At 64.0% G+C, this 26,302-nt stretch carries 12 protein-coding genes, 1 tRNA gene and 2 pseudogenes; 2 read left to right on the top strand and 13 right to left on the bottom strand.

Annotation, left to right across the window (positions count from 1 at the left end):
* From AB4Z42_RS28015 to AB4Z42_RS27990, 6 genes are all read right to left on the bottom strand, one after another.
* Positions 1–14,662, bottom strand: a 14,662-nt coding sequence (locus AB4Z42_RS28015) for an amino acid adenylation domain-containing protein (RefSeq protein WP_442012507.1), incomplete at its 3' end; no start/stop codon positions are given.
* Positions 14,663–15,231: 569 nt separating this feature from the next.
* Positions 15,232–16,650: a serine/threonine-protein kinase gene (locus AB4Z42_RS28010; protein ID WP_442012506.1), complete on the bottom strand. Its 1,419-nt coding sequence runs from the start codon at positions 16,648–16,650 to the stop codon at positions 15,232–15,234.
* A 180-nt stretch (positions 16,651–16,830) separates the two neighbouring features.
* The gene (locus AB4Z42_RS28005; protein WP_442012505.1) at positions 16,831–17,388 is read right to left on the bottom strand and encodes an LppA family lipoprotein; all 558 of its coding nucleotides are present in this window, start codon (positions 17,386–17,388) and stop codon (positions 16,831–16,833) included.
* A gap of 11 nt (positions 17,389–17,399) precedes the next feature.
* Complete coding sequence (locus AB4Z42_RS28000; protein ID WP_442012504.1) at positions 17,400–19,238, bottom strand: alpha/beta hydrolase; 1,839 nt, start codon at positions 19,236–19,238, stop codon at positions 17,400–17,402.
* Entirely contained in the window at positions 19,239–19,484 is a 246-nt protein-coding gene (locus tag AB4Z42_RS27995; RefSeq protein WP_442012503.1) for a WXG100 family type VII secretion target, read from the bottom strand. It abuts the gene before it with no gap.
* Between the two features lie 297 nt (positions 19,485–19,781).
* Positions 19,782–21,278 carry an adenylate/guanylate cyclase domain-containing protein gene (locus AB4Z42_RS27990; protein ID WP_442012502.1) on the bottom strand — a complete coding sequence of 499 codons (1,497 nt, stop codon included), beginning with the start codon at positions 21,276–21,278 and terminating at the stop codon, positions 19,782–19,784.
* A 237-nt stretch (positions 21,279–21,515) separates the two neighbouring features.
* On the opposite strand from AB4Z42_RS27990, the gene AB4Z42_RS27985 reads away from it, so the two are divergent.
* Positions 21,516–22,007, top strand: a complete 492-nt coding sequence (locus AB4Z42_RS27985; RefSeq protein WP_442012501.1) for an SRPBCC family protein — start codon at positions 21,516–21,518, stop codon at positions 22,005–22,007.
* A gap of 86 nt (positions 22,008–22,093) precedes the next feature.
* On the opposite strand, the pseudogene AB4Z42_RS27980 reads toward AB4Z42_RS27985, so the two are convergent.
* The 6 genes and pseudogenes from AB4Z42_RS27980 to AB4Z42_RS27955 all read right to left on the bottom strand — a co-directional run.
* Positions 22,094–22,274 (bottom strand): annotated as a pseudogene (locus AB4Z42_RS27980) (arsenate-mycothiol transferase ArsC); the annotation flags it as partial.
* A gap of 14 nt (positions 22,275–22,288) precedes the next feature.
* A complete protein-coding gene (locus tag AB4Z42_RS27975; RefSeq protein WP_442012500.1) occupies positions 22,289–22,963 on the bottom strand; it encodes an arsenate reductase ArsC in 675 nt (224 codons plus the stop codon).
* A 29-nt stretch (positions 22,964–22,992) separates the two neighbouring features.
* A pseudogene (gene arsB / locus AB4Z42_RS27970) lies at positions 22,993–24,066 on the bottom strand (ACR3 family arsenite efflux transporter); the annotation flags it as partial.
* Entirely contained in the window at positions 24,063–24,446 is a 384-nt protein-coding gene (locus AB4Z42_RS27965; protein ID WP_442012499.1) for an ArsR/SmtB family transcription factor, read from the bottom strand. The gene AB4Z42_RS27965 and the pseudogene arsB, both read right to left, overlap by 4 nt.
* A gap of 64 nt (positions 24,447–24,510) precedes the next feature.
* Complete coding sequence (locus AB4Z42_RS27960; protein WP_442012498.1) at positions 24,511–25,053, bottom strand: DinB family protein; 543 nt, start codon at positions 25,051–25,053, stop codon at positions 24,511–24,513.
* A gap of 62 nt (positions 25,054–25,115) precedes the next feature.
* Positions 25,116–25,595 (bottom strand): ArsI/CadI family heavy metal resistance metalloenzyme, encoded by a 480-nt coding sequence (locus tag AB4Z42_RS27955; RefSeq protein WP_442012497.1) that lies wholly within the window; start codon positions 25,593–25,595, stop codon positions 25,116–25,118.
* A gap of 103 nt (positions 25,596–25,698) precedes the next feature.
* On the opposite strand from AB4Z42_RS27955, the gene AB4Z42_RS27950 reads away from it, so the two are divergent.
* Complete coding sequence (locus tag AB4Z42_RS27950; RefSeq protein ID WP_442012496.1) at positions 25,699–26,058, top strand: Rv2640c family ArsR-like transcriptional regulator; 360 nt, start codon at positions 25,699–25,701, stop codon at positions 26,056–26,058.
* A 107-nt stretch (positions 26,059–26,165) separates the two neighbouring features.
* Here AB4Z42_RS27950 and AB4Z42_RS27945 read toward each other — a convergent pair.
* Positions 26,166–26,239, bottom strand: a tRNA-Pro gene (locus tag AB4Z42_RS27945).
* Between the last annotated feature and the right edge of the window lie 63 nt (positions 26,240–26,302).

Below are 26,302 nucleotides of genomic sequence, written 5' to 3'. Positions count from 1 at the left end.
CACCTCCCGGCGGGAGGGACGCGCACAGCGACCCCATCAACTGACACACGTTGTGATGAGTGATCCCCACACCTTTAGGCGCACCCGTCGTACCCGAGGTGTAGATGATGTACGCGATGTCCTCGGAATCCGGGAATGGCAGGACGGCGGTCGGCTGAGTGGCCGCGCGGGGATCATCGATGTCGATGATCGCAAGATCGTGCCCGGATAACCGCCGCCCCAGGTTCGCGGTCGTGACAACCGCGATCGGCGCGGCATCAGTGAGCATGAACCGGACCCGCGCATCGGGCAACGCCGGGTCGATGGGCAGGTACGCTGCCCCGGTTTTGAGTACGGCCATGACCGCCACGAGCGCATCAGCGGACCGCGGCATCAACAGCCCTACGAGGGTGCCCGGTCCCGCGCCATACCCAACGAGCAGGTGCGCCAGCCGATTAGCTGCCTCATCGAGCTCGCGGTAGGTCATCGAGCGACCGTGGAAGCTGATTGCCGCCGCCGACGGGTTGCTCGCGACCTGAGCCGAGAACAACGCCGGGATCGACGGCGACAGGGCCACTGGCGCACTCAATGCCTCGCGGTTACTGAGTTGCTTCAGACGGAGTCGCTCAGCGTCGTCGAGCACATCGATCGAGGAAACGTGCCGGGCCAGATCGGCGGTCATCGCCACCAACAGCCGCTCGAATCGCTCGGTCAGCGTTTCGACGCTGGCCGCGTCGAACACATCGGTGCGGAATTCCACCGCGCCGGAGATCCCGGCAGGCACACCGTCATCGGTGAATCGCTCGGCGAGCGAGAACGTCAGATCCATCCTTGCAGTGCGCGTCTCCAAGGGTAGTGCGCTGATCCGCAAGTCGCCCAAGCCCAGCCCGGCGGCCCGATCGGTCGGCAGGTTCTGCCAAGCCAACATCACCTGCACCAGCGGATGACGGGCCAACGACCGGACGGGGTTGAGACGGTCGACGACGACCTCGAACGGCACATCCTGATGCTCAAAGGCAGCCAGGGAACGCCGTTGAACCTGATCGAGCACCTCGGCGACGGTGGGATCATCAGCCAGATCGACCCGCAACACCAGGGTGTTGAAGAAGCAACCCACCAAATCATCAAGTACGGGATCGCGTCGCCCGGCGATCGGGAACCCCACCGCCACATCCGAACTCGTGCTGAGTTTTGACAGCAGCACCGCCAGTGCGGCTTGCACCACCATGAAACTGGTGGCGTTGTGATCGCGGGCCACCCGCGCTACTTGCTGTTGCAGCTCGGCGGACCAGTCGATGTTCACGGTGGCGCCGCGGTAGTCGGCGACCGCCGGATAGGGCCGATCGGTGGGCAACTGCAACTGCTCAGGCAGCCCGCTCAGCGCGCCTTCCCAGTAGCCCAATTGGTCGGCGATGGGACTGCTGAGATCATCCAGATCGCCGAACTGCGCGCGCTGCCACAGCGTGTAATCGACATACTGCACCGCCAGATCGGTCCAGCCTGGAGGTTGCCCCGCGCACCGGCCCGAATAGGCCACACCAAGATCGGAAACCAGGGGTGCGATCGACCACCCGTCGGCGGCGATGTGATGGACCACCGCCACGAGCACATGGTCATCGTCAGTGAAGCGGAAAAGTCTTGCTCTCAGTGGGATCTCGGTCGCCAGATCAAACGGGTGGCGCGCCTCGTCCTCGACAGCCTGCGCGATTCGGGCTTGCGACCAACCGCCGGCATCGACGACCTGCCAATCGATATCGGCATCTTCGGTTTCGATGACCACCTGCTGCGGGACGCCGCCACGAGCGGTGAACAGCGTCCGCAGGGCCTCATGACGGCCCACCACGTCAGCCAGGGCGGCACCGAACGCGTCGACATCCAGCGGTCCGTTGAGCCGCACGGCAAGCGGCATGTTGTACACCGGCGACGGCCCGAGTAACTGGGCCAGGAACCACAGCCGGTTCTGGGCAAAGGACAGCGGCACCACCGACGGACGGTCCACGACGACCAGCGGCTCGAATCCGCCCGTGCCCGCACCACCGATCCGCGGCGCCAACGCGGTGACCGTGGGCGCTTCGAAGATCGTCCGCACCGAAAGGTCCACATCGAGGCGGGTGTTGACCGCGGCGATCAGCCGCATCGCCGATAGCGAATCCCCACCCAGATCGAAGAATGAATCATCGACCCCGACTCGGTCCACACCGAGGACTTGGGCATAGATGCCGGCGAGGGCCGTCTCGATCGCCGTGCTGGGGGCCCGATACTCACCGGCGATGTATTCCGGCGCGGGCAGCGCCCGTGTGTCGATTTTGCCGTTGGCAGTCAAAGGCATCGTGTCGACAACCACGATCGCGGCGGGAACCATGTACGCCGGAAGGCGGTCAGCGAGCGCGCTGCGCACCTCGACCGGATCCGCCGTGCCAGCGAGATAACCCACCAGTCGCTTATCGCCACGCGGGTCCTCACAGGCGATCACTACCGCCTGGTCGACACCGTCGAATCCATTGATCGCCGAATGGATTTCACCGAGCTCGATGCGGTAGCCGCGGATCTTGACCTGCTCATCGGCACGCCCGCGGTACTCGAGTTGCCCGTCGGCGTCGTATCGCACCAAGTCTCCGGTGCGATACATCCGCGCCCCTGCACCGGCGAACGGACACGCCACGAACCGCGTCCCGGTCAGACCCGCACGCCCGAGGTACCCGAGACCGACACCGTGGCCGGCAACATACAACTCACCCACCACGCCGGGCGCCACCGGTCGCAGCACGTCATCGAGCACGAAGAAGCCGAGGTGGGCCAACGGCAACCCGATCGGGCTCACTGCGGCATCAACGTCGCTCGCGGTGATTTCCCGGAACGACGCGTGCACCGTCGTCTCGGTGATGCCGTACATGTTGATCAGGCGCGGCGAATCCGGATGGTTGTCCAGCCACGTCCGAAGACGCTGTGGTTCAAGGGCTTCCCCGCCGAACACCACCGTATCCAATGAGAGCCGCGAGCCCGGGGCATCGATACTCTGCAATGCATAGAACGCCGAGGGCGTCTGACTCAGGACAGTGACCTGTTCGGCCGCCAGCAGTGCACGGAATTCCTCGGGCGCGTGTGCGACGTCCTCGGTAACGACCACCACCCGCCCACCACCGAGCAGCGCACCGAAGATCTCCCACACCGAGAAGTCGAACGCGTACGAATGGAACTGGCTCCATACCCCGCCAGGCGGAAGGGCGGCGTGCAGGGGCTTCAACAGCGCGGTGATGTTGCGGTGGGTGATGGCCACCGACTTCGGGATTCCGGTCGTCCCCGACGTGTAGATCAGATAAGCGATGTTCTCGGGATCCGGGAATGGCAATGCCGTGCAGAGCTGCGTATCAGTGCGGGGATCATCGACCTCGATGACCGGAACGCCTCGCCCGTCCAGCCCAGAGCGCAGGCCGGGGGTGGTGATGACAGCGATCGGTGCGGCATCGGTGAGCATGAATCCGACCCGCGTGTCAGGCAGCGCAGGGTCGATCGGCAGGTAAGCGGCTCCGGATTTCAAGACCGCGAGAATCGCCACGATCGCCTCGGCCGAACGTGGCAGCAGCAACCCCACCAGCGTGCCCGGGCGCGCGCCGTGGTCAACCAGCAAGTGCGCCAGCCGATTAGCTGCCTCATCCAGCTCGCGATACGTCGTGGCGCGACCCTGGAAGCTGAGTGCCGCCGCCGACGGGTTGCTCGCAACCTGAGCGGCGAACAACGCGGGAACAGACGTCGTCGTACTCGCGGGTTGCGTCAACGCCGCGCGGTTGCTGACTCGATCCAGCCGGGCATGCTCGACCGCATCGAGCACGTCGATCGACGAGAGCGACCGGGCGGGATCGGCGGTCATCGCCTCCAGCACCCGGACCAGCCTCTCGAGCATCGTTTCAATGCTTGCCGCGTCGAACACATCGGTGCGGAACTCCACGACGCCGGAGACCCCGGCGGGCTCACCGTCACCGGTGAAGCGTTCCCCCAACGCAAATGTCAGGTCGACCCTGGCGGTAGGGGTCTCCAACGGCAGCGCTGAGACGTGTAGGCCGCCCAAGGCCGCCCCGACGGTCGGATCCCCGGTGAAGTTCTGCCAAGCCAACATCACCTGTACCAGCGGATGGTGCGCGAGCGACCGGTTGGGGTTCAGCCGATCAACCAGCACTTCGAAAGGCACATCCTGATGGTCGTAGGCCGCTACGGAGCGCCGCCGAACCTGGGCCAACAGTTCGACGATGCTGGGATCGCCGGCGAGATCAACGCGCAGCACGAGTGTGTTGACGAACAACCCGACCAGGTCATCGAGCGCGGGATCGCGGCGCCCAGCGATCGGAAAACCCACCGCCACATCACTACTGGCGCTTAGCTTGCCGAGCAGCACAGCCAGAGCAGTCTGAACCAGCATGAAATTGGTCGCGCCCTGCTCCCGCGCGACCCGAACCATTCGCTGATGCAGTTCGGCAGGCCAGTCGATCGCCACCGTGGCGCCCCGATGATCAGCCGCAGGCGGATACGGCCGATCAGTGGGTAGCACGAGCCGCTCCGGCATACCCGCGAGCGCGGCCTGCCAGTACGTCAGCTGTGTGGCAATCAGGCTTTCTTCGTCGTCGAGCCGGCCGAGTTGCGCGCGCTGCCACAGCGTGTAGTCGGCATACTGCACCGGCAAGTCCGCCCAACCCGGAGCCTGCCCGGCGCACCGCCTGACATACGCATCGCCCAGATCCTTGACCAGCGGTGCGAGCGACCAGCCGTCGGCGGCGATATGATGAACCACCGCCACGAGTACATGCTCGTCATCGGAAATGCGGAAAAGCCTTGCCCACAGCGGAACCTGGCTCGCCAAATCGAACGAGTGGTGCGCTACGTCATCGACGGCCCGATCCAGCTCGCCGGCCGGCCAGGCACTCGCATCGACGACTGTCCAGCCAAAGTCGGCCTTCTCCGCAGGAATCACCACCTGCCGCGGAACACCGTCAACAGTGGTGAACACTGTGCGCAGGCTCTCATGGCGGCCGACCACATCGACGAGCGCCGCACCCAACGCCTCGGCATCCAGTTCGCCCTGCAGTTGCAATGCCACCGGTAGGTTGTAAACCGTTGCAAGTCCCTGCAGTTGACCGATGAACCACAGACGGCTCTGAGCGAACGACAACGGCACCACGGCCGGGCGCTCCATCGCCACCAACGGATCCATCCGGTTCTCGCCGGAGCCGATCCGCTGAGCCAGCTGGGCCACCGTGGGCGCTTCGAACACCGCACGCACCGAAAGGCCGGCATCCAGACCGGTGTTGACCGCGGCGATCAGCCGCATCGCCGACAGCGAATCCCCACCCAAATCGAAGAACGAATCATCAACGCCGACACGCTCAACACTCAGCAGTTCGGCGTAGATCCCGGCCAGGACATCCTCGGTGACAGTGGTTGGAGCGCGATACTCACCGGCGGTGTATTCCGGCGCAGGCAACGCGCGATGGTCCAGTTTTCCGTTGCGCGTCAACGGAAAAGCGTCGAGTACGACGACGGCGGCCGGAACCATGTATGCGGGCAGATGTTCGGCCACCGAAGCACGCGCCGCTGCCGGATCCACGGTCCCGGTGATATAGGCGACCAGACGTTGGTCACCGGGGCGGTTCTCGCGGACGATCGCCACCGCGTGCTCGACACCATCAACACCGGCAAGCGCTGCCTGGACTTCGCCGAGTTCGACACGATAGCCGCGAATCTTGACCTGGTCGTCGGCCCGGCCCAGATAGTCGATCTGTCCATCAGCACGCCGGCGCACCACATCTCCGGACCGATACATCCGCGCGCCGACACCGCCGAAGGGACATGCCACAAAACGTGAGGCGGTCAGACCTCCCCGCCTGATATAGCCGACGCCCAAACCGTCGCCCGCCACATACAACTCACCCACCACGCCGGGCGCTACCGGCCGCAACCATTGATCGAGCACGAACAAGGCCAGATGGTCCAGCGGCACACCGATCGGGCTCACCGCACCCTCGACGTCACTCCCGGTGATCTCTCGAAGCGAGGCGTGCACCGTGGTCTCGGTGATGCCGTACATATTGATCAGCCGGGGTGAACCCGGATGGTTGTCCATCCATCTCCGGAGGCGCTGTGGCTCAAGGGCTTCCCCGCCGAACACCACCGCCTGCAGCGCAAGCCGCGCGGCCGGCACTTCAACACTCTGCAACGCAAGAAACGCCGACGGAGTCTGGCTCAACACACTTACTTGCTCGGCGGCCAGCAACCTCAGGAATTCTTCGGGCGAGCGGATCACGTCGTCGGGGACCAGCACCAGCCGCCCACCGCCGAGCAGCGCGCCGAAAATCTCCCACACCGACAAGTCGAACGCCAACGAATGAAACTGGCTCCAGACTCCCGCCCACGCCACGATCGAATCCAGAGACTTCAAAAGTCCCATGACATTGCGGTGGGTGATCGCCACCCCCTTCGGCACCCCCGTGGTGCCCGAGGTGTAGATCAGGTAGGCAATGTCCTCCGGCGCCGGGGCCGGTAATGCCGTGGCGGGCCGGCGCTCAACACGGACATCTCCGACATCGATGACAACAACCGGGTGCGCGTCCAGCCGAGACTGCAGACCCGCCGTCGTGATGACGGTGACCGGCGTGGCGTCGGTGAGCATGAACCCCACGCGTGCATCGGGCATAGCGGGATCGATCGGCAGATAGGCCGCCCCGGTCTTGAGCACCGCCAAAATGGCCATCACCGCGTCAGCCGAGCGGGGCAACAACAACCCCACCACCGCGCCCGGGCGGGCGCCATGGCTGACCAACACGTGTGCCAGCCGATTCGATGCCTCATCGAGCTCGCGGTAGGTCATCGACAGATGCGCGGACGTCAGTGCAACCGCGTCCGGCGTGGACGCGGCCTGAGCTGAGAACGCCGCTGGAATCGACACCGTCACAGCTGGTGGCGCGTCCAACACTGCGAGGTTGCTGATCCGTTCCAGCTGGACATGCTCGACCTCGTCAACCACGTCGATCGAGGAAACCCGGCGGTTGGTCTCGGCAGTCATCGCACCGAGTACCCGCTCGAACCGGTCGATCAGCGTCTCGATGGTCGTGGTGTCGAATACATCCGTACGGAACTCGACCGACCCCGAAAAGCCTGCCGGGTCGCCACTATCGGTGAAATGCTCGGCCAACGAGAAGCTCAGATCCATGCGGGCGGTGCGCGTCTCCAACGGCAGTGCGCTGATTTGCAAATCGCCCAAACCCAGACCGGCGGCCGGATCAGTCGAGAGGTTCTGCCAGGCCAACATCACCTGCACCAGTGGATGATGGGCCAGCGATCGAGTGGGGTTGAGGTGGTCGACGACCATTTCGAACGGCGCATCCTGATGCTCATAGGCGGCCAGGGATCGCCGTTGAACCTGATCCAACACTTCGGCGCTACTGGGATCACCGGTCAGATCAACTCGCAGCACCAGCGTGTTGACGAACAATCCCACCAAATCATCGAGTGCGGGATCGCGCCGCCCAGCGATCGGGAAGCCCACCGCCACATCGGTACTCCCGGTGAGCTTGAACAGCAGCACCGATAAGGCGGCCTGCACCACCATGAATGTCGTCGCGTTGTGCTCGCGGCCGACCCGCATGACTTGCTCCTGCAGCGCTGCAGACCAGTCGATGGCCACCGAGGCGCCGCGATAGTCAGCCACCCGCGGATAGGGCCGGTCGGTAGGCAACTGCAGGCGGTCCGGTACCCCGGACAGCTCCTTCTGCCAGTACGCCAACTGGGCGGCGATCAGACTGTTCGGGTCTTCAAGATCCCCCAGCTGCCTGTGCTGCCAGAGCGTGTAGTCGGCGTACTGCACTACAAGGTCGGGCCGGTCAGGTGATTCTCCCGCGGTTCGACTGGCGTAGGCGGTCCCCAGATCACGGATCAGCGGGGCGATCGACCAGCCATCGGCAGCAATATGGTGGACCACCGCCGCCAAGACATGCTCATCGTCGGCGACGCGGAAAAGTTTGGCTCTCAAGGGTATTTCGGTGGCCAGATCGAAGCTCTGGGTTGCGATGGCATCGACAGCGCGTTGAAGGTCGAGTGCCGGCCAATCGCTGGCGTCCACAAACTGCCAACCGAGATCGGCGCGCTCGGGCTCGAGAATGATCTGCTGCGGGACGCCGTCCGTCGCGACGAATAGTGTGCGGAGGGATTCGTGGCGACGCACCACATCGGCCAGCGCCGCACCCAACGCGTCGGTATCCAACGAGCCAGTCAACCGCAATGCTACCGGCAGGTTGTAAACCGTTGAAGATACTTGCAATTGGTCGATGAACCACAGTCGGCTCTGGGCAAATGACAACGGCACAACCGTCGGGCGCTCCGCCACGTTCAGCCGCTCGAGCTGGTCGCCACCGAAGCCGATGCGCTGGGTCAGTTGAGCCACCGTAGGCGCTTCGAACACCGCCCCCACCGAAAGGCCGACTCCCAGCGTCGTGTTCACCGCAGCGACGAGGCGCATTGCCGACAACGAATCGCCACCGACGTCGAAGAACGAATCATCAACCCCGACTCGGACCACGTCCAACACACTGGCGAAGAGGCCTGCCACGATCTCCTCGGTAACCGTGCTCGGTGGTCGGTAGCTTTCGGCGTCGTGATACCCCGGCGCAGGCAGAGCGCGGGTGTCGACTTTGCCGTTGACTGTCAACGGGATCGCGTCGAGCGCGACGACCGCGGCGGGCACCATATAGTGCGGCAACCGATCAACCAGTGCGGCTCGGACGGCGGCCGGATCCGCGGTCCCGGTGACATAACCCACCAGACGCTTGTCACCGGGGCGGTCTTCGCGGGTGATCACCGTCGCCTGCTCGACGCCCTCCAATTCACCAAGTGCGGTCTGTATTTCACCCAGTTCGATGCGATAGCCGCGGACCTTGACCTGCTCATCGGCTCGGCCCACATACACCAGTTGGCCGTCCGCACCCCAACGCGCCACATCCCCGGTGCGATACATTCGCTGCCCGCCGTGGCCGAACGGGCAGGCGACAAAACGCGACGCGGTCAAGCCGGGCCGTCCCATGTAGCCGACACCGACCCCGGCGCCGGCCACGAACAACTCACCGATCACACCGTCGGGTACGGGCCGCATCCACGGATCCAGCACAAACACGCGAAGATGCGTCAACGGCACGCCGATCGGGCTCACCGCATTGGCGACGTCGCTTGCTCCGATCTCCCGGAACGAGACGTGCACCGTCGTCTCCGTGATGCCGTACATGTTGATCAGACGCGGAGAGTCCGGATAGTGCTCCAGCCATGTCCGGAGACGCTGTGGCTCAAGAGCTTCCCCACCGAACACCACGGTCTCCAGGGAGAGTCGCGAGCCAGGGAAATCGATACTCTGCAGCGCATAGAACGCCGAGGGCGTCTGACTCAGGACAGTGACCTGCTCGGCGGCCAGCAGCGCGCGGAATTCCTCGGGCGCGCGTGCGACGTCCTCGGGAACGACCACCAATCGTCCGCCGCCGAGCAGCGCACCGAAGATCTCCCACACCGAGAAGTCGAACGCATACGAATGGAATTGCGTCCACACCCCCGCACTGCCCACTTCCCCGTGCAGAGAATTCAACAGCGCGGTGATGTTGTGATGGGTGACGGCTACCCCCTTGGGGGTTCCCGTCGTACCGGAGGTGTAGATGACGTACGCAACGTCGTCGGGTGCGTGCGCCGGTAGGGCGGTGCTGGGCTGCGCGTCAAGGCGGGGATCACCGATATCGATCACCGGCACTTGCCCGTGCAGCTGTGACCGCAGATCCGACGTCGTGATGACAGCGATCGGTGCGGAATCGGCAAGTATGAATCCGACCCGCGCATCAGGAAGTGACGGGTCGATGGGCAGGTAGCCTGCACCGGTCTTCAGGACCGCCAGTATCGCCACGATCGCCTCAGCCGAACGGGGCAGCAACAGTCCCACTAGCGCACCGGGGCCTGCGCCATGGCCAACCAGCAAGTGCGCCAATCTGTTGGCGGCTTCATCGAGCTCGCGGTAGGTCATGGTGTGGTCCCGGAAACTGACCGCCACCGCCTCGGGTGTCGCGGCCACCCGGGCACCGAATAGCAGCGGGATCGAAACCGGCGCGGCCGCCGGGCTCAAGATGGCAGGTTTGACGGCCCGATCCAGCCGTGAGCGCTCGGCATCGTCGAGGACATCGATGAACGACACCCGCTGAGCAGGATCGGCGGTCATCGCCGTCAACACCCGCCCGAGCCGGGCGATCAGCGTTTTGATGGTAGCCGGGTCGAACACGTCGGTGCGAAACTCCACCGTCCCGCCGATTCCCGCGGGCTCACCATGCGCGGTGAATCGCTCGCCCAACGAGAACGTCAGATCCATGCGGGCGGTGCGGGATTCCAATGGCAGCGCGGAGACTTGCAGATCACCCAATCCCAGCCCCGCGGCGGGGTCATTGTCTTGCCCGGCGAAGTTCTGCCAAGCCAACATCACCTGAACCAGCGGATGGTGGGCCAGCGACCGGGTCGGGTTGAACCGATCAACCAGCACCTCGAAGGGCACATCCTGATGCTCATACGCCGCGAGCGAGCGCTGCTGAACCTGCCCTAGCAGTTCATCAACGGTGGGATCGGCGGCCAGATCAACCCGCAGCACCAGGGTGTTGACGAACAACCCCACCAGATCATCAAGTGCGGGATCACGACGCCCGGCGATCGGGAAACCCACCGCCACATCACTACTGGCGCTCAGCTTCGACAGCAGGATCGCCAAGGCAGCCTGCATCACCATGAAGCTGGTCGCGTTGTGCGCGCGGGCCGCCCGAACCACCTGCGTCTGCAACTCGGCTGGCCACTCGATCGCCACCGTGGCGCCGCGGTAGTCGGCAACCTTCGGATATGGGCGATCGACAGGCAACTGCAGGCGCTCGGGCATCCCCGCCAGCGCGTCGTGCCAATAGGCGAGTTGGATAGCGATGCGACTGTGCGGGTCATCCATCTCACCGAACTGGAGACGCTGCCACAGCGTGTAATCGGCGTACTGCACCGCCAACTCGGTCCAGCCGGGCGCGCGACCACGGCACCGGTCGGCGTACGCGGTGCCCAGATCAGCGACCAGCGGGGCGATCGACCATCCGTCCGCGGCGATGTGATGCACCACCGCGACCAACACATGCTCATCATCGGCAACGCGGAAAAGCTTTGCCCGCAGAGGAACTCGGCGTGCGAGATCGAACGAGTGGCACGCCACGCTGTCGATGGCCTGATCCAGCTCGCCGGCCGAGAGGCCAGTCGCGTCGACCACTGCCCAACCGAAATCAGCCTGCTCGGCGGGCAGCACCACCTGGTGGGGAGTCCCGTCGACCGTCGGGAACACCGTGCGCAGGCTCTCGTGGCGGTCCACCACATCGGCCAGCGCCGCACCCAATGCCTCCGGATCCAGCCGCCCACCCAGCCGCAGCGCCACGGGCATGTTGTAAACCGTTGAGGGGCCCAATAACTGAGCCAAGAACCACAGCCGGTTCTGACCGAACGACAATGGCACTCCCGCCGGACGCACGGCCGCCGTCAGCGGCTCCAGACCGCCCCCACCCCCGCCGATGCGCGGTGCCAGCTCGGCAACCGTGGCCGCTTCGAACACCGTGTGCACCGAAAGCCCGGAATCGAGAGCGGAATTGACCGCGGTCACCAGGCGCATCGCCGATAGCGAATCGCCACCCAGGTCGAAGAACGAGTCATCGAGACCGACTTGCTGGACACCCAGCACCTCGGCGTAGATGCCGGCCAGAATCTCCTCAACCGCCGTCTCAGGCGACCGGTAGCGCCCGGCAGTCTGATATTCCGGTGGTGGCAGTGCCCGTTTGTCGAGTTTGCCGTTGACCGTCAAGGGGATCGCGTCAAGCACCACGACTGCGGCGGGCACCATGTAGGCCGGCAACCGATCAGCCAGTGCGCCCCGGATCGCGGCGGGCTCGGCCGTTCCCGTGACATAACCCACGAGACGCTTGTCGCCTGGGCGGTCCTCTCGGGCGATCACCACCGCCTGTTCCACACCATCCAAAGCACTGATGACCGCGCGTATCTCACCGAGTTCGATGCGGTAGCCGCGGATCTTGACCTGATCGTCAGCACGGCTCAGATAGTGAAGCTGACCGTCCTCGCCCCAGCGCGCCAGATCGCCGGTGCGGTACATCCGCGTCCCCGGCGTGCCGGACGGGCATGCCACAAAACGCGATCCGGTCAGACCTGCGCGACCGACATAACCCACACCCACCCCGGTACCGGCGACATACAGCTCCCCGACCACACCCACCGGCGCTGGCCGCAACCACTGGTCGAGCACAAACAAGCCGAGGTGCGGCAGCGGCACCCCGATCGGACTCAGTGTGTTGGCGCCATCGCTCGCAACAATCTCGCGCAACGATGCGTGCACGGTCGTCTCGGTGATGCCATACATATTGATCAGGCGCGGCGAACCCGGGTGGGCCGCCAACCACGGGGCAAGACGACGAGGTTCCAGCGCTTCCCCACCGAATATCACCGTCTGCAGCGCGAGCTGAGCCCCTGGCGTATCGACGGCCTGCAGCGCATCGAACGCCGACGGAGTCTGACTCAAGACAGTGACCTCTTCGGCGACGAGCAGCGCATAAAGCTCTGTGGGCGAACGGGTTACCTCGTCGGGCACTACCACCAACCGCCCGCCGCCGAGCAACGCACCGAAGATCTCCCACACCGAAAAGTCGAACGCCAACGAATGGACCTGCGTCCACACCCCGCCCGCACGAAGGTCGGCTCGCGACGACTCCAGAAGCTGTGTGACGTTGTGGTGGGTGACCGCGACTCCCTTCGGGAGACCGGTCGTGCCCGAGGTGTAGATGACATAGGCGATGTCCTCGGGCGCCGGTCCCGGCGGCGCGGTGCTGGGGTGGGTGCCGACGGCGGGATCGTGGACATCGACGATCGCAACATCGCACCCGTCCAGCCGCCCGGCCAGGCCCGCCGTTGTGATCGCGGCCGTGGCTGCGGCATCGGTGAGCATGAACCCGACCCGGCTATCGGGTAGGGCGGGGTCGATCGGCAGGTAAGCGGCCCCGGTCTTGAGCACCGCGAGCATCGCGACGATCGCGTCAGCCGAGCGCGGCAACAACAACGCCACCGTCGCGCCAGGCCCCACGCCGTGGCCGACCAGCAGATGCGCCAGCCGATTCGCTGCCTCATCCAGCTCGCGGTAGGTCATCGGGCGGCCCTGGAAACTGACCGCTACCGCCGCCGGCGTCGCCTCGACCTGAGCGGTGAACAACGCCGGGATCGACACCGTCGCGGCCACCGGTGCGCTCAAGACCGCGCGATTGGCGATCTGGTCCAGCCGGGACCGCTCAGCGTCATCGAGCACGTCGATCAACGACAGCCGCCGGCTCGGGTCGGCGGTCATCGCACCCAGCACCCGCTCCAGCCCTGCCGCTACATGCGAGACGTCGATGTTCGGGAAGGTGAGCCCCGGGCCGGCCGTGAAGAGAAAAAGCTGGTCACCGGCTCCGAGAAAGAACAGACCGAAGTCGCCTGCGGGACCGAAATTGGTGTAGGTCGCGGTTGCAGGAGCATCGCCCAGGTTCAGCGTGAGTCTCGACGGGATGAAATTGACGACGACCCGATTGGCCGACTGGCCGAGGCCGCGAAGGCCTCCCTGGCGATCGAGTTCGTGCACCGGAAACCGCTGATGCTTCATCAGCTCCCGGATTCGCGTATCCACGTGCCGACAGAAGTCGGCGACTGTGGACGCCGGCGAAGCCGTCAAGACGAGCGGCACAACCCCGGCCATCATCGCCGGCAGCGACTTCGACGCCGGACGCACACGTCTGCTGACGGGGAAGTCGAGCACGACCTCCGATCCGGCACCTGTCATGTCGCGCACCAACCATGCGCACATCGCAGTGATCACCGAGATTCGACGAACGCCCAGCGCTTTGGACAACTCATTAATTCGTCCCACGATGGCCGGGTCCAACTGAACCGCCGCAGAAGGCACGTACGGATCGCGCGCATCCGCGGTGCGAGGCAATCGGTAATCGGGCTCGACCTCCGAGGGAAGGTTGTTACGCCAATAGGCCAGATCGTCGAGATAGTCGTCGGAGGTTTCGTATTCCGACTCGCAATCCACCAGATCCTGCAACGAGCCGAAATAGGCAGGGGGAATGGGTTTCCCGAAGGCCATCGCCGAGTAGATCGTTGCGACACGACGACTCACCAGCACCATGCCCATTCCGTCTATGGCGATGTGGTGGCAGCACGCGAACAAATAAAATTGATCGGTCCGCGTCTGAAATAGCGAGAAGGTGAACAGCGGACCGGTGAACGGCATCGGTGTGCGCCGGATCGACGATGCGATCTCCTCGGCTTCCCGCACGGGATCCCGCGAGCCGGTCACGTCGTAGAAGGCCAGCTCCAGATCCGGGTAGTCGACCGCACGTTGGAGCACCTGACCATCGGCTTCGAAGAAGCCCACCCGCCCCGGTTCTGACTCGGCCACCGCTTGGCGGATCGCCCGCTCGAGAAGAGCACGGTCAACCGTGCCCTCGATTTTCACGAACAGACCAAGTTGCCAATCCGAACCAGAGCCAGCCGCTTCCTGCGACAGCCAAATCCCCTGCTGTCCGCGCGTGAGCGGTAAGCCCCGATCGTCACGTTCCATCCGAGGCCCTCATCGCACCCGGTGGGATGCATCGGAGCCCGGTCGCCGCCCGGGTGTCGTGTGGGCTATCGACACGGATTTGTTTCGATGCAATTCCGATGCACTCTGAGGCCTGCCGCGGCACTGCGGGAATTGCACACACAACCACGGCTCGACACTAAGGGACAATATTGACGGCGTCGCCGAAATTGAGTCAGCCCAGAGCAAACTGCTATCGGACTACTAGCCTGTTTGCGACATCACGGCGATCGGTCGTTGAATCGATGCGGTAGTAACGAAACGCCGTCGGCCGGTATTGAATTCAAGCCGGGCTATGTTTGCCCTCGACGGCTGGTACCGAAGAGGGCAATCACGGTGACAGCGTCAACGCACGCGATAACCTGCGCGGACTCGCCGGTCAGCGCGTCTGGCCGCCAAGGCGGCGCGGTAGTTCGGCCGTTTAGCTGCCGGTTACGACCCGCAAGGCGGCGCTTGATGCGCCACCACGCACCGCTCGACCACGGGCCCCGAATCAGCGGGCCGTCCCAACCCCCTGGCCGAGAATCCTGAATGCAGCGCAGGCGATCGGTTTATTTCGGCTTACCGTTCCCAGCATTCCCGTTCGCGTTCCCGTTCGCGTTCCCGTTGTTTCCGTTGCTGGTCTTCCGACCGCCGTTGCCGGTCTTTCGATCGCCAGCGTCCCTTGCACCGTTGATGTTGCCGTTTTCGCCGCGGCCGACATTGCCGTTCCGATTCCCGCCGCCGATGTTGCCTGAGCCGCCGCCGCTGAAGCTGCTTCCCGTCCGGCGTAGTTCGGGTAGCTTCGCTTGCTCGACCACCCGTGTTGGCGAGGGTTGTTCCACTTCCACAAGCACAACGGGCACAGGAGAAGAAGGAACAATCGGCGCTGTCGACCGAGGAGCTTCTGTCACCCCAATCGGGGAAGGCACCGGTGTGCCGACGCTGAAGCTCCCTGGCGCCGTCGTGGGTGTCGTCGACGGATTCGATGTAAAGGCAAGCACAGCCAGTGCCATCGCTCCTAATAGGACTCCGGACCCGGCAACTTTGAGCGCCCGCCCCGGTGAGCGTTTGACCGAGGCCGCCGACACCGCGTTCACCACTGGTGAGCTCTTGCGTCGAACCCTCGATACCCTCGGCGACCGCCCATGAGCAACTGCCGGAACGGGACTCATGAGCGGAACCTTTTCTCCGGTCAACGCCCTCCGCATAGCATCGGCGCTACCGAATCGCCGGAGCGGATCTGGTGACATCGCACGCTCGATCACGTCGGCAAGTGCCGCATCGACGTCTGGACGTAGTTCTTCCAATGGCGGTGGACGGCCCTCGACGATCGCATGGGCCAGCGGCATTATGTCCTCTTGCGAGAACGGCTTTTGACCCGTCAGCGCCTCATAGCCAACGACACCGACGGCATAGAGATCGTCATCAACGGATGCAGGCTTGCCGCTAACCCTGTCTGGACTCATGTATGCCAGCGTGCCGACGACATGGCCAGTCGTCGTGTGGACAGACGCAGCGGTCTTCACAATCCCGAAATCGGCAACTTTGACTGTGCCCGACGGCGCGATGAGCAGATTACCGGGCTTGATGTCACGATGCAGCATTCCCGCATCGTGCGCGACGGCAAGAGCCGCGAGCACGTCGCGCAGCGCCGCGCCAACCTGCGGCTGAGGGAGCGGTCCGAGTGCTATCTGGTCGCCTAGGGTGTCGCCCGGCAGTCGCTCCATCACGATGAACGGAGTCTCGTCGTGATTGCCGATGTCATATACCCGGACAATGTTGGAGTGATTGAGAGCGGCCGCCGCGCGCGCCTCGATTTCGAACCGCTGCCGGACGTCGGCTTGCGAGCTCAGACCCCGGCGGAGGAGTTTGATGGCCACGGGGCGGCTCAAGCGAGTGTCCCAGCCGTCACACACTTCGGCCGTGGCACCGAACCCGAGCACGTCGCGAAGTTCGTAGCGCCCGCCAAGTAGCCCGACGCCGCTCATGACCGTTAGATATCCGTAATGTCCGCAGTAGAAACCCTCATCAAACAATTAATTTGACGGTGCCGCCGTTAACTGGCAGGTGGTTAGCACTGATCGAGCCCCAAGCTGGGTATTAACCGCTACAACCGCGTCGTCGTCTACGTCACCAAGTGCCGCGATGAATCCGGTGTCGTTGCACGCTTACTTCTTGTCCTGCGGTAAGCGGCAGCCCGTGTACCCCGATACCACCATGTTTCCTTTGTAGGAGAACTTGATGGACAACCCGGTCGGCCCGGTAAACCAAACATCGTGTTTACCCGGTTGATCCTGCATCACCTGAATATCGGTTGCACCGAGTCTGGCGGCAGCGCCCTTGGCCACCTTCAACAAGCCAGCCCACTCCTGCTCGGAAACAGCGACGTCTTGAGCCAGGCGGTTAGGCAGGAAGTAGCGCTTGCCATCGGTCTGCTCGTAGGGCTTCTCGCAGTTGCCGGTGTCCTCGTTGCCGGCGGTTTCCCAACTGATGTCTGGCACAGCTCTGCTTGCCGCAGTGGTGATTTCGTCGATCGCCGCCTGCACCTGCTGGGTCGTCTCCTCCAGGGACGGCAGCGCTTTCAATTCCTCCAGCGCGTTCGCGGCTGGGATCGGCGGGGTGGGGGCATCGGGGTTTTTCACGTGACATCCTGTCGTCGCGAGGGTAACGGCCAGCGTGACCGTGCTCAAGAATTTGGCGCGGGTACGGCCGATTCGATCAATCATCCTGTCGCTCTCTACTTCTGCCGAACAGTGTCGTCGCCCAGTCCAGCCAGGACCGCCGCGATGTTGTAGTTGGTTGTGCGCGGCAGGCCGTTGTCACTAAAACGCGGATAGTCGCTGTGCCCATGGGCGGCACCGAGATCCAGCGTGCCGCCGGACCCGTCCGGCACGCTGACTGCGCCCGTCTCCAGATGGGTGAAGTTGGGATTGGTGGCCGGATTGGGTCCGAATTGACCGGCACCGGACGCGTCGAGCGCACCCAACACTGGTCCCGCAATATCCCGTAACGGTGGCGGAAGCGCATCCACCGCCACGTGCGCCCATGGCGGAATGTCGTAGACGTTTTGAATCGGGTCATCGGGTGTCTCCATCGTGAAGACGTGCCCGGGCTGTACCTGCAGCTGCTGCGGCGTGGTCGCTTCGATACCCGGCGACCCGTAGAAGATCGCGTCGGTCACGCCGTGGATGCCGGGCTCCTGCAAAGCCAGACCCGTGGTCAGCGATCCGTATGAATGGCCGATGGCCGTCAGCTGTGGTGGCACCCCCTGGTGACTAGCCCCGATCCCGTCGTAGAAGTCGGCCAGATCGCGCGCGCCGGCTCTGGCCAGATCGTCATGGCTGACGTCCCACGCGCCCAGCGCTGAGGCGTCGAGGTCACCCGTTCCGGGCACCTGCGGCGCGTCGTAGCCAATCCACGCGACGGTCGATACCGAGTCGAGCGCGTGACCGGGCGTGTTCTGCAACTGGCGCAGCGATTCCTGCCGCAAGTTGGTCGCCTCTTCGGTCATGCTCCCGATACTGCCGTGGACGGTGGTGTTGAGACCAGGTGTGGTCACCGATACATGGTCTGCCGTGTCCGGGTCACCAACCGCGACCGCAGCATGCACCATCTCCCCGCTTTGGGTGTCGAGCAGCAGCAATTTGCGGTTCGGGTTGTCGGCCACCGTCTTATCTACCGCCTGCAGATCGGGCAGATTCTTGGTCCCGCCGAGCGCGGTGTCGTATTGCCGTTGCCAGGCTTCATATCTCAGCCGATCGTCAAAGATCGCCCCGGGCTTATTGGGCGGCGGAATGTTCTGCCCGGCCGCCCAATCGGGATGCTGGTTCCTCAACGCATCAGCCGCGGCCTGAGCCTCCTGTGCCTGGTGCAGCTGTCCCTCGAGGTTGAGGCGGTTGTAATAGTCACGGTCGACCGACGGCATGCCGTCGTGGTTGCCGATCGAGTGATCCCGTTGGAAAAGCGCATCTTTCTCCGCCGGGGTGAGCTTTGCCCACAAGTCGTGGAACTGCTTCGGATCCTCGGGCAATGGTTGCGACAGAGCCGCCAGCACATCGGGACGTGTTTCCGGCTGGTCAGCAGTCGCCATATCGCTGCCGGCAGTCGAAATGGCACGAGCGAGGTCGGCATCAGCCGCATCTGCCGCTGCCAACAAATCCCTGATACGCACCTGCAGGTCGGACTGCTGCAGCATGTATACCGGATCGCCCTTCTTGGACGTGTCCAGCGGCGTGACCTCCCCAGTCACCTTGTCGATCGAGAAGCCCTCGCGATGGGCATCACTGATGATCCGCTGCAGCGTCGACTTGACCCGCTCGATCTCATCAGCGGCGTTACCCGTCGCTGCCGACACCCGCGCCATCTCCGCGCCGTGAGCCGCCAGGAAGACACTCAATTTGTCCAGCGATGCCCGTGCCGCATCGCCGCCGCTACCTTGCCAACTTTCGATCATCGGCAGCTTGGTCAGTCCGGCTCGAACGTCGATGGCGCTGGCACCGCGCCTCGCAAGCGCCTTGGACACATCGTGAATCGCCGACGCGTCCCAGCGCTCGATCTCGGCGAGGGTCAGTGACATCTACAGCTGTTCGTCCAGACGCTCGGCACCGTCGGCGTCGACAGTCGCGTAGGCGTGTGCGGCGTTCTCAAATGCCTTGGCATGTGCGGCAATGTCAGTTGTGATCGCGGTCGTCGTCTCCTGCCATTCGGCGAGCTTGGCCTGTAGGGCCGTCGCCGATGAGCCGACCCAGCCGGATTGGGCCGCTTCAATGTCCTCGCTAGCGGCCGTGTGCGCCGCCAACAGGTCAGCATGGTGTGTGTCCATGTGATCCGACGACAGACGCAGATCAATTGGATCGACTTTCAAGTCCTTCGCCATACGCACCCCCCCGGGTACCGACAAGCCCCATACCGTCCGCTAACTTCCGACGGCCCATCCTCAAGAATAAACCGCACCGAGCAGTAGGTACCGCGGCGATCTTGTCGCACCCAGCGAACGCCCAGGCCGCGAATGTTCGCATGGGCTACAGGTCAGTTCACCGTCCGAAGGCGGTTGACGTCAGTGCGTCAAGGGCGTGCTCGGTGAATGGCGTCTATGCGCGGTCGCCCCGTGGTCCGACGGTTACAGACCAAACAGATGCACCTCGGCTGACTTACCCTTCAAGGGATGCGCTCCCCGGTCGATGAGTCCGGACGGTGGAGACGCCAGGCCGTCAAAGGTCTGGCGTGTCAGCAGGATCGCATCACCGGTGGCCTTCGTGAGCTGCTCTACGCGAGCCGCGACGTTGACGGCGTCTCCGATGAGTGTGAACTCCAGCTTTCCTCCGCCGCCGATGGTTCCCGCGATCACCGTGCCGGTGTTGATGCCGATGCCAATACGAAATGCATCTTCGAATCGCTCGGCGACCAACCGTTGAATCGACACGGCGGCAGACACGGCAGCGTCGGCGTGATGGGCGAGTCCGTTCGGTGCGCCGAACACCGCCAGCGCGCCGTCGCCGAGGAACTTGTTGACATGTCCGCCTGCGCCCACCACGGCAGGCACGACGATCTCGAACAAGGCATTGAGTCGGGCGACGGTGGCCTCGGCGGTGTTGGCTTCAGCGAATGGCGTGAAGTCGCGGACATCGACGAACACGACCGTTACCTCGCGGCGCTCTCCGGTGAACACGTCATCGCCCTGCTCCAACAGTCGCGCCGCTAGCGATGGGTCGACGTACGTGCCGAACGCCACCTGAAGTCGTTGCCGCTCAGCCAACCCCGCTTGCATGCGGTTAAATGACGCCGCCAACGCGCCGAGGTCATCGTCCTGGACTACCGGCAGACGCTGGGTGTAGTCACCAGCCGCCACACGCTCTGTTCCTTCGGCAAGGTCGCGCACCGGTCGCAGTGACGGTGAGAACGCAACGCCGACGGTTAGTGGCACCCCGAAGACCAGGGTCAACCCGCAGCCGATCAAGACCAAGACAACGGGCATGTCCGTGGCCCGGTAGAACACTGTCGCGAGCATTGCGCCCGCGAGGGCGTATACGAACGCGGTAGCCAGAATGGACGTGTTTGACCACGCAGCGAAACTCGGGCGCGCGCGGGGCAGGGAGTCACCGATCCCGCTATCACCGGCGACGGCCACCCGGACCGGCCGCAACGATGCTTCCACGATGCTGTGCACACCAATCAGCGGGACGACAGTTACGAATGCGCCGCCCAGAATCGAATACTGGACCAGCCGCGACCCTGATGCCCCAGCGATCACACCGACAACCGCAAAGACCACGACGGCCCATACCGCACTGGCCGCCACCACGCGGGCAAGCGCCCCCCGGGACCAGACGTAAGTAGCGGCCAGCGCGCTCGCCCGATCGACCTCACCGCCTGCCGCCCACTGCTCCACAACGCGGCTCGCTCCCACGCCGGGAAGTGCTGCCACGTACACCACCAGCGGCTGGGTGACAACGGCGAGGGCTACCGCCTCGACGTAGTGGGTGGACCCTTCGAAAGCGACAACGAGAACTATTGGGAGCAGATAGATCGGCAGAGACGCGAAGAAGACGACCGCGCACATCGCCCACGAGTACCTCGTTGCGTACCGGTCCCACGCCCACTGCCAGATGCGGTCCATGGCGGGAGACTAGACGGGTAGCCCGCCGGCCATCGGTCTTTGAACCGCCCACTTCGACGCCCATTGGGCGGCCGCCCACACCAACGAGCAGGATGCGCTCCGGGTGTCGCGAACTAAAAACCCCGACGGGACTGAACGCACAACATCGGAACTCCCGCCTATCGGGCGTAGGCGGGCGGCGACTGATCCCAGTCAAATGGTCCCTTTGATGCCCACAGGGCGGCATCCTGATTAGCCATGACGCGTTGGTACCCGCTCGAACCCGTAGATGCTGAGTTCCTTGGCTCTGCTCCCCACATCTTCCGCTATCAGAAGCCGTTCGACGCAACACCCGAGCACGTCTGGAAGTCGCTTGTGTCGGACGCCTCCGCCGCAGCGTGGGGGCGCCTTATCAACGAGGTCTCGTGGACCTCTGCCCCGCCGTTCGGCCTCGGTGCCACGCGCGAGTCTGAGGCCCTCGGCACGCGTTCGCGGTCACGCTACTTTCGGTGGGACGAGGGCCACGGTTACTCCATGTATGTGCACGAGTCCACCGCCCCTGTCTTCAAACGCTATGCCGAGGACTTCATCCTCCAACCCAACGATGGCGGCACGCAGTTCAATTTTACGGTGGCGGTAGAACCGAAGGCGGCATTTTCGTTACCGTTCAAGGTGTTTGTCCCTGCGTTGAGGGCATATCTTGGGCGCATCGCCAGCGACGGCCAACGCTATTTCGCCAAACAAGTCTGACCTCTAGGCCGAGGGCCCAAGAGCCGGTAGGCGTGCACGAGTAATGAGATCAGCTGCAACGCAACGGGTTTCATGAAAGCGAGCCGACCGACTTCGGCGAGGGACTCGGCGGACAGCCCGTTAATGGTGGTGCCCGGTCTGGTACCCGCTGAGTAGACCTGCACGCTGTCGCCGGCGATCTTGCGCATCAGGCCTGCGGGCCATCTTGGACTTGCCGCCGTTCTTGACGCAGACGAATAGCACGGAGGGTGCGGGTATTTCGGCCATGAATATGGTTCGGGTTACGCAGTGGGAGTGACGCCAAGATCGGCAAGGAGGCGGCGCACGCGCTCTTCGATGTCGTCACGGATCGGACGGACGGCGTCCACGGTCTGCCCGGCGGGATCGGGGAGTACCCATTCCTCATAGCGTTTTCCAGGGAAGACGGGGCAGGCATCACCGCATCCCATCGTGACGACGACATCGGCGGCCTTGACGATCTCGTCGGTCCAGGGCTTGGGGAACTCACGGGTGATGTCGATATCGACCTCGGCCATCGCCTGCACAGCCGCGGGGTTGATCTCATTGCCGGGTTCGGAGCCACCCGACCACGCGACACCCTGGTCGCCTGCCAGGTGGTTGAAGAACCCGAGGGCCATCTGGGACCGGCCCGCGTTGTGAGTGCACAGGAACAGCACGGTGGGCTTCATGTCGGTGACCATGCCTTCCACGCGGGCCAGCGCGGTGAGCCGTTGGCGTGCCCAGCGTTCGGCGAGCAGCGGCAGGAAGTTGGGAATGATGGCGCGCCCTGCGAACTGGTCGTAGGACGAGTGTAGGAACCGCTCGATGGTGTCGACGCTGAAATGCTCGCCGAAATCGGTATGCAGTTGTGTGGCAGCGGTTCTCAGAGCATGCTGTTGATCAACGGATAGGTCGCGCGCCAAGTGCCGGGCCGGCGAGGCGGGGCTGTCAGTCATCATGCGCTCCGATTCGTGATCGATGGTGCCGCGTTATGAGCCGAAAATCGGCGTCGCAGGGTCAGGGAGACGTAGACCAGTGCGACGAGGACGGGGACCTCGATGAGCGGGCCGACGACTCCGGCGAGGGCCTGGCCGGAGGTTGCGCCGTAGGTGGCGATAGCGACGGCGATGGCCAGTTCGAAGTTGTTGCCTGCTGCGGTGAAAGCCAAGGTGGTGGTGCGCTCATACCCGAGACCGAGCGCAGCGCCCAGGAGGTAGCCGCCACCCCACATGATGGCGAAGTACGCCAGCAGCGGCAGGGCGATGCGGACGACGTCGAGGGGTCGGCTAGTGATCTGGTTGCCTTGCAGGGCAAAGAGAATGACGATGGTGAACAGCAGCCCGTAGAGCGCCCAGGGGCCGATCTTGGGCAGGAACGCGGACTCATACCAGAGGCGTCCCTTGGCTTTCTCGCCGAGCCGTCGGGACAAATACCCGGCGAGCAGCGGGATGCCCAGGAAGATAAGCACGGACTTGGCGATCTGCCACGGAGAGGTGCTGATGGTGGTCTGTTCCAGGCCTAGCCAACCGGGTAGCACCGAGAGATAGAACCAGCCAAGCACGGCGAACATGATCACCTGGAACACCGAGTTGAGTGCGACCAGCACGGCGGCGGCTTCTCGGTCGCCGCAGGCTAGGTCGTTCCAGATGATGACCATGGCGATACAACGCGCCAATCCCACGATGATCAGCCCGGTTCGGTACTCGGGCAGGTCGGGCAGCAGTAGCCAAGCCAAGGTGAACATCAACGCCGGGCCGAGCACCCAGTTGAGTACCAGCGAGCTGAGCAGGAGCCTGCGGTCGCCGGTGACGGCGTCGAGTCGGTCGTAGCGGACCTTGGCCAGCACCGGGTACATCATGATCAGCAAGCCGAGCGCGATGGGCAACGAGATGCCGTCGACCTGAACGTGATTCAGGGCCGTGTCCAAGCTGGGAACGAGGCGTCCGAGAAGCAGCCCGGCGGCCATCGCGATGCCGATCCACACCGGCAGGAACCGGTCGAGCACCGACAACTTCTCAACGACGGTGGGGTGCGCGTCCGAAGTGATGGGCTGGGTCACGCTGGTGCTCCTGCCGCGACGTCGTCGGCGGCGGCGATGCTCAGCACTGAGGCGAGGTTCATCAGCGCCTCCGGGATGACGGAGTAGTACACCCAGGACGCCCGGCGCTCGGACGCGAGAAGGCCCGCGTCCTTGAGCACCTTGAGGTGGTGGGAGATGGTGGGCTGGGTGACGTCGAAGTCGCCGGAGATGTCGCAGACGCAGGCTTCCCCACCGGCGTGACTGGCGACGAGGCTGAGCAGACGCAGGCGAACCGGATCGGATAGGGCTTTGAGTTGGGCTGCCAGCCCGGTGGCAGCTTCCGGTGACAGGGGTTGTCGGGCGAGAGGGGCGATGACGCAGCCAGTGGCGTCGGCGAGCTGAAGGCCTGACTTCGACATCCATCGATATTGACAAACATCGAATTAACTCGCAAGCGAACAGGCGATGAACAAGCGCGGAGTCTCACTGTGTTGCGGTGAGCGTGAGCTGGTGAGCGTGGAAGTCGAAGTGCCGCCCGGGGTAGCGATAGACATCCTCCAACGTCATGAAATCTTCGAAGAAGGGGTCCCAGCGCACCGGGTAGTGCATACCGCGAGCGAAGTCGGCGTCGTTCTCGCGGTGCAGCTTACGTTGCAGGGCGGCGATCAAGCGGTCGAGCTTCCGGCCCATCCTGTGCCGGTTGTAGACCAGCGCGGCTGAGCACGATCCGAGGTAGTTGATGAGATGGAACGGCTTGGTGGCGCTGTCGAGACCGCAGGCGAATATGCGGCTTACTGGGTCGGGCAAGCGGCTGAAAACTCGCACGAGGACCAGTAGCCGCTGGACGACCATGTAGCCGAACACCATGTGGAACAGCAATTGTTCGTTGGTCCATCGTGTTCCGCGAGTTGGCTTGCCCCAATCGTCGGGTCCCGCGCGAGCGAGCAACCGGTGGAACTCGATACGTGCCCGTTCCAAGTCTTCGGCGATCTCGTCGCGATTGACCGTGTCGTAGTCCTCGGCCATTGCCCGATCATGCGCCCAATGCGGCCCGGTGTACACGGGCCGCATCAGGTGGTCCGAAGGGTTTAGCAGCAGGACGCGACAGACTTCTCGTCGGCGTCACTATCTGAGGTATTACCGCAGCAGACGCCACCCTCGGCATCGTCGTCGCCGAGGTGCGCGGGACTGGTGCCGAACGTTTCGGAGTCAGCGAGGACGGTGTAGACCTCCCACTTCTCGCCTGCGGGGCCGGTAACCCAGACCTTGTCCTGGGTGGCGAAACAACAGGTAGTGCCGATCTCCTCGTCGGTGAACAGACCTTCACCGGTCAGCCGGGCGATCTCGGCGTGCACGGTGTCGCTGGACTCGACCTCGACACCGAGGTGGTTGATGGTGCCGCCCTTTCCGGGGTTCTGCAACAAAACCAGCTTCAGTGGTGGTTCGGCCACGGCGAAGTTGGCGTAACCCTCCTTGACCTTGTTGGGCGGGGTATTGAACAACTTGGAGTAGAACGTGACCGCCTCGTTGAGGTCATCGACGTTGAGCGCGAGCTGTATGCGGGACATGGGACCAACCTTCCTAGATATGTGACTTATGTCGAAGTAGCCGGCTGTGCCCATGATGCACACCTCTTTGACTTATGTCAATGTATCGGGCAACATTGGCGGCGTGCCGAAAACCTTGCCGATGATCGACATGTCCGCGCCGGTGTGCTGCGCTCCTGTGGCCGCCGGACCCATGAGCGATGACGACGCGCTCCATGTGGCGTTGCGGCTCAAGGCGCTCGCCGATCCGGCAAGGGTGAAGATCATGTCGTACTTGTTCAGCTCGTCGTCGGGTGAGGAGAACAGCGGCGACTTGGCTGTGGCACTCGGGTTGTCGGAATCGACCGTCAGTCACCACCTCAGCCAGCTCCGGCGCGCTGGACTGGTTGAGTCCGACCGGCGGGGCATGAATGTCTATCACCGGCCTCACCGTGATGCCGTCCTGGCGCTGTGCGCCGTGCTGGACCCCAGCTGCTGCACATAGCATCGACGGCAACCAGGTCGTCGATGGTCCCGGCTATCCATGGCGATTTCAACGCAATCGAGGCGACTCCGGATGTCTCCAGAGCCGCCCCTGAATGCTTCTTTGAGTCGGGCTGACAGGATTTGAACCTGCGACCACTTGACCCCCAGTCAAGTGCGCTACCAAGCTGCGCCACAGCCCGCGGTGCTGCCGAGATCGCCGGCAGCAGATCGAAAGCCTACCGTAGCCCCCCGTCACAATTGCA

Origin of the sequence: Mycobacterium sp. 2YAF39, assembly GCF_052114565.1 — a bacterium.
In the GTDB taxonomy this organism is placed as follows: Bacteria; Actinomycetota; Actinomycetes; order Mycobacteriales; family Mycobacteriaceae; genus Mycobacterium.
This window is presented reverse-complemented; position numbering and strand designations above follow the sequence as displayed.

Excerpts from the sequence above, each read along its gene's own strand:
- AB4Z42_RS28000 (WP_442012504.1), bottom strand. The coding sequence starts at position 19,238 with ATGTCACTGACCCTCGCCGAGATCGAGCGCTGGGACGCGTCGGCGATT.
- AB4Z42_RS27995 (WP_442012503.1), bottom strand. The coding sequence starts at position 19,484 with ATGGACACACACCATGCTGACCTGTTGGCGGCGCACACGGCCGCTAGC.
- AB4Z42_RS27990 (WP_442012502.1), bottom strand. The coding sequence starts at position 21,278 with ATGGACCGCATCTGGCAGTGGGCGTGGGACCGGTACGCAACGAGGTAC.
- AB4Z42_RS27955 (WP_442012497.1), bottom strand. The coding sequence starts at position 25,595 with ATGTCCCGCATACAGCTCGCGCTCAACGTCGATGACCTCAACGAGGCG.
- AB4Z42_RS27965 (WP_442012499.1), bottom strand. The coding sequence starts at position 24,446 with ATGTCGAAGTCAGGCCTTCAGCTCGCCGACGCCACTGGCTGCGTCATC.
- AB4Z42_RS28010 (WP_442012506.1), bottom strand. The coding sequence starts at position 16,650 with ATGAGCGGCGTCGGGCTACTTGGCGGGCGCTACGAACTTCGCGACGTG.
- AB4Z42_RS27960 (WP_442012498.1), bottom strand. The coding sequence starts at position 25,053 with ATGGCCGAGGACTACGACACGGTCAATCGCGACGAGATCGCCGAAGAC.
- AB4Z42_RS27985 (WP_442012501.1), top strand. The coding sequence starts at position 21,516 with ATGACGCGTTGGTACCCGCTCGAACCCGTAGATGCTGAGTTCCTTGGC.
- AB4Z42_RS27975 (WP_442012500.1), bottom strand. The coding sequence starts at position 22,963 with ATGACTGACAGCCCCGCCTCGCCGGCCCGGCACTTGGCGCGCGACCTA.
- AB4Z42_RS28005 (WP_442012505.1), bottom strand. The coding sequence starts at position 17,388 with ATGATTGATCGAATCGGCCGTACCCGCGCCAAATTCTTGAGCACGGTC.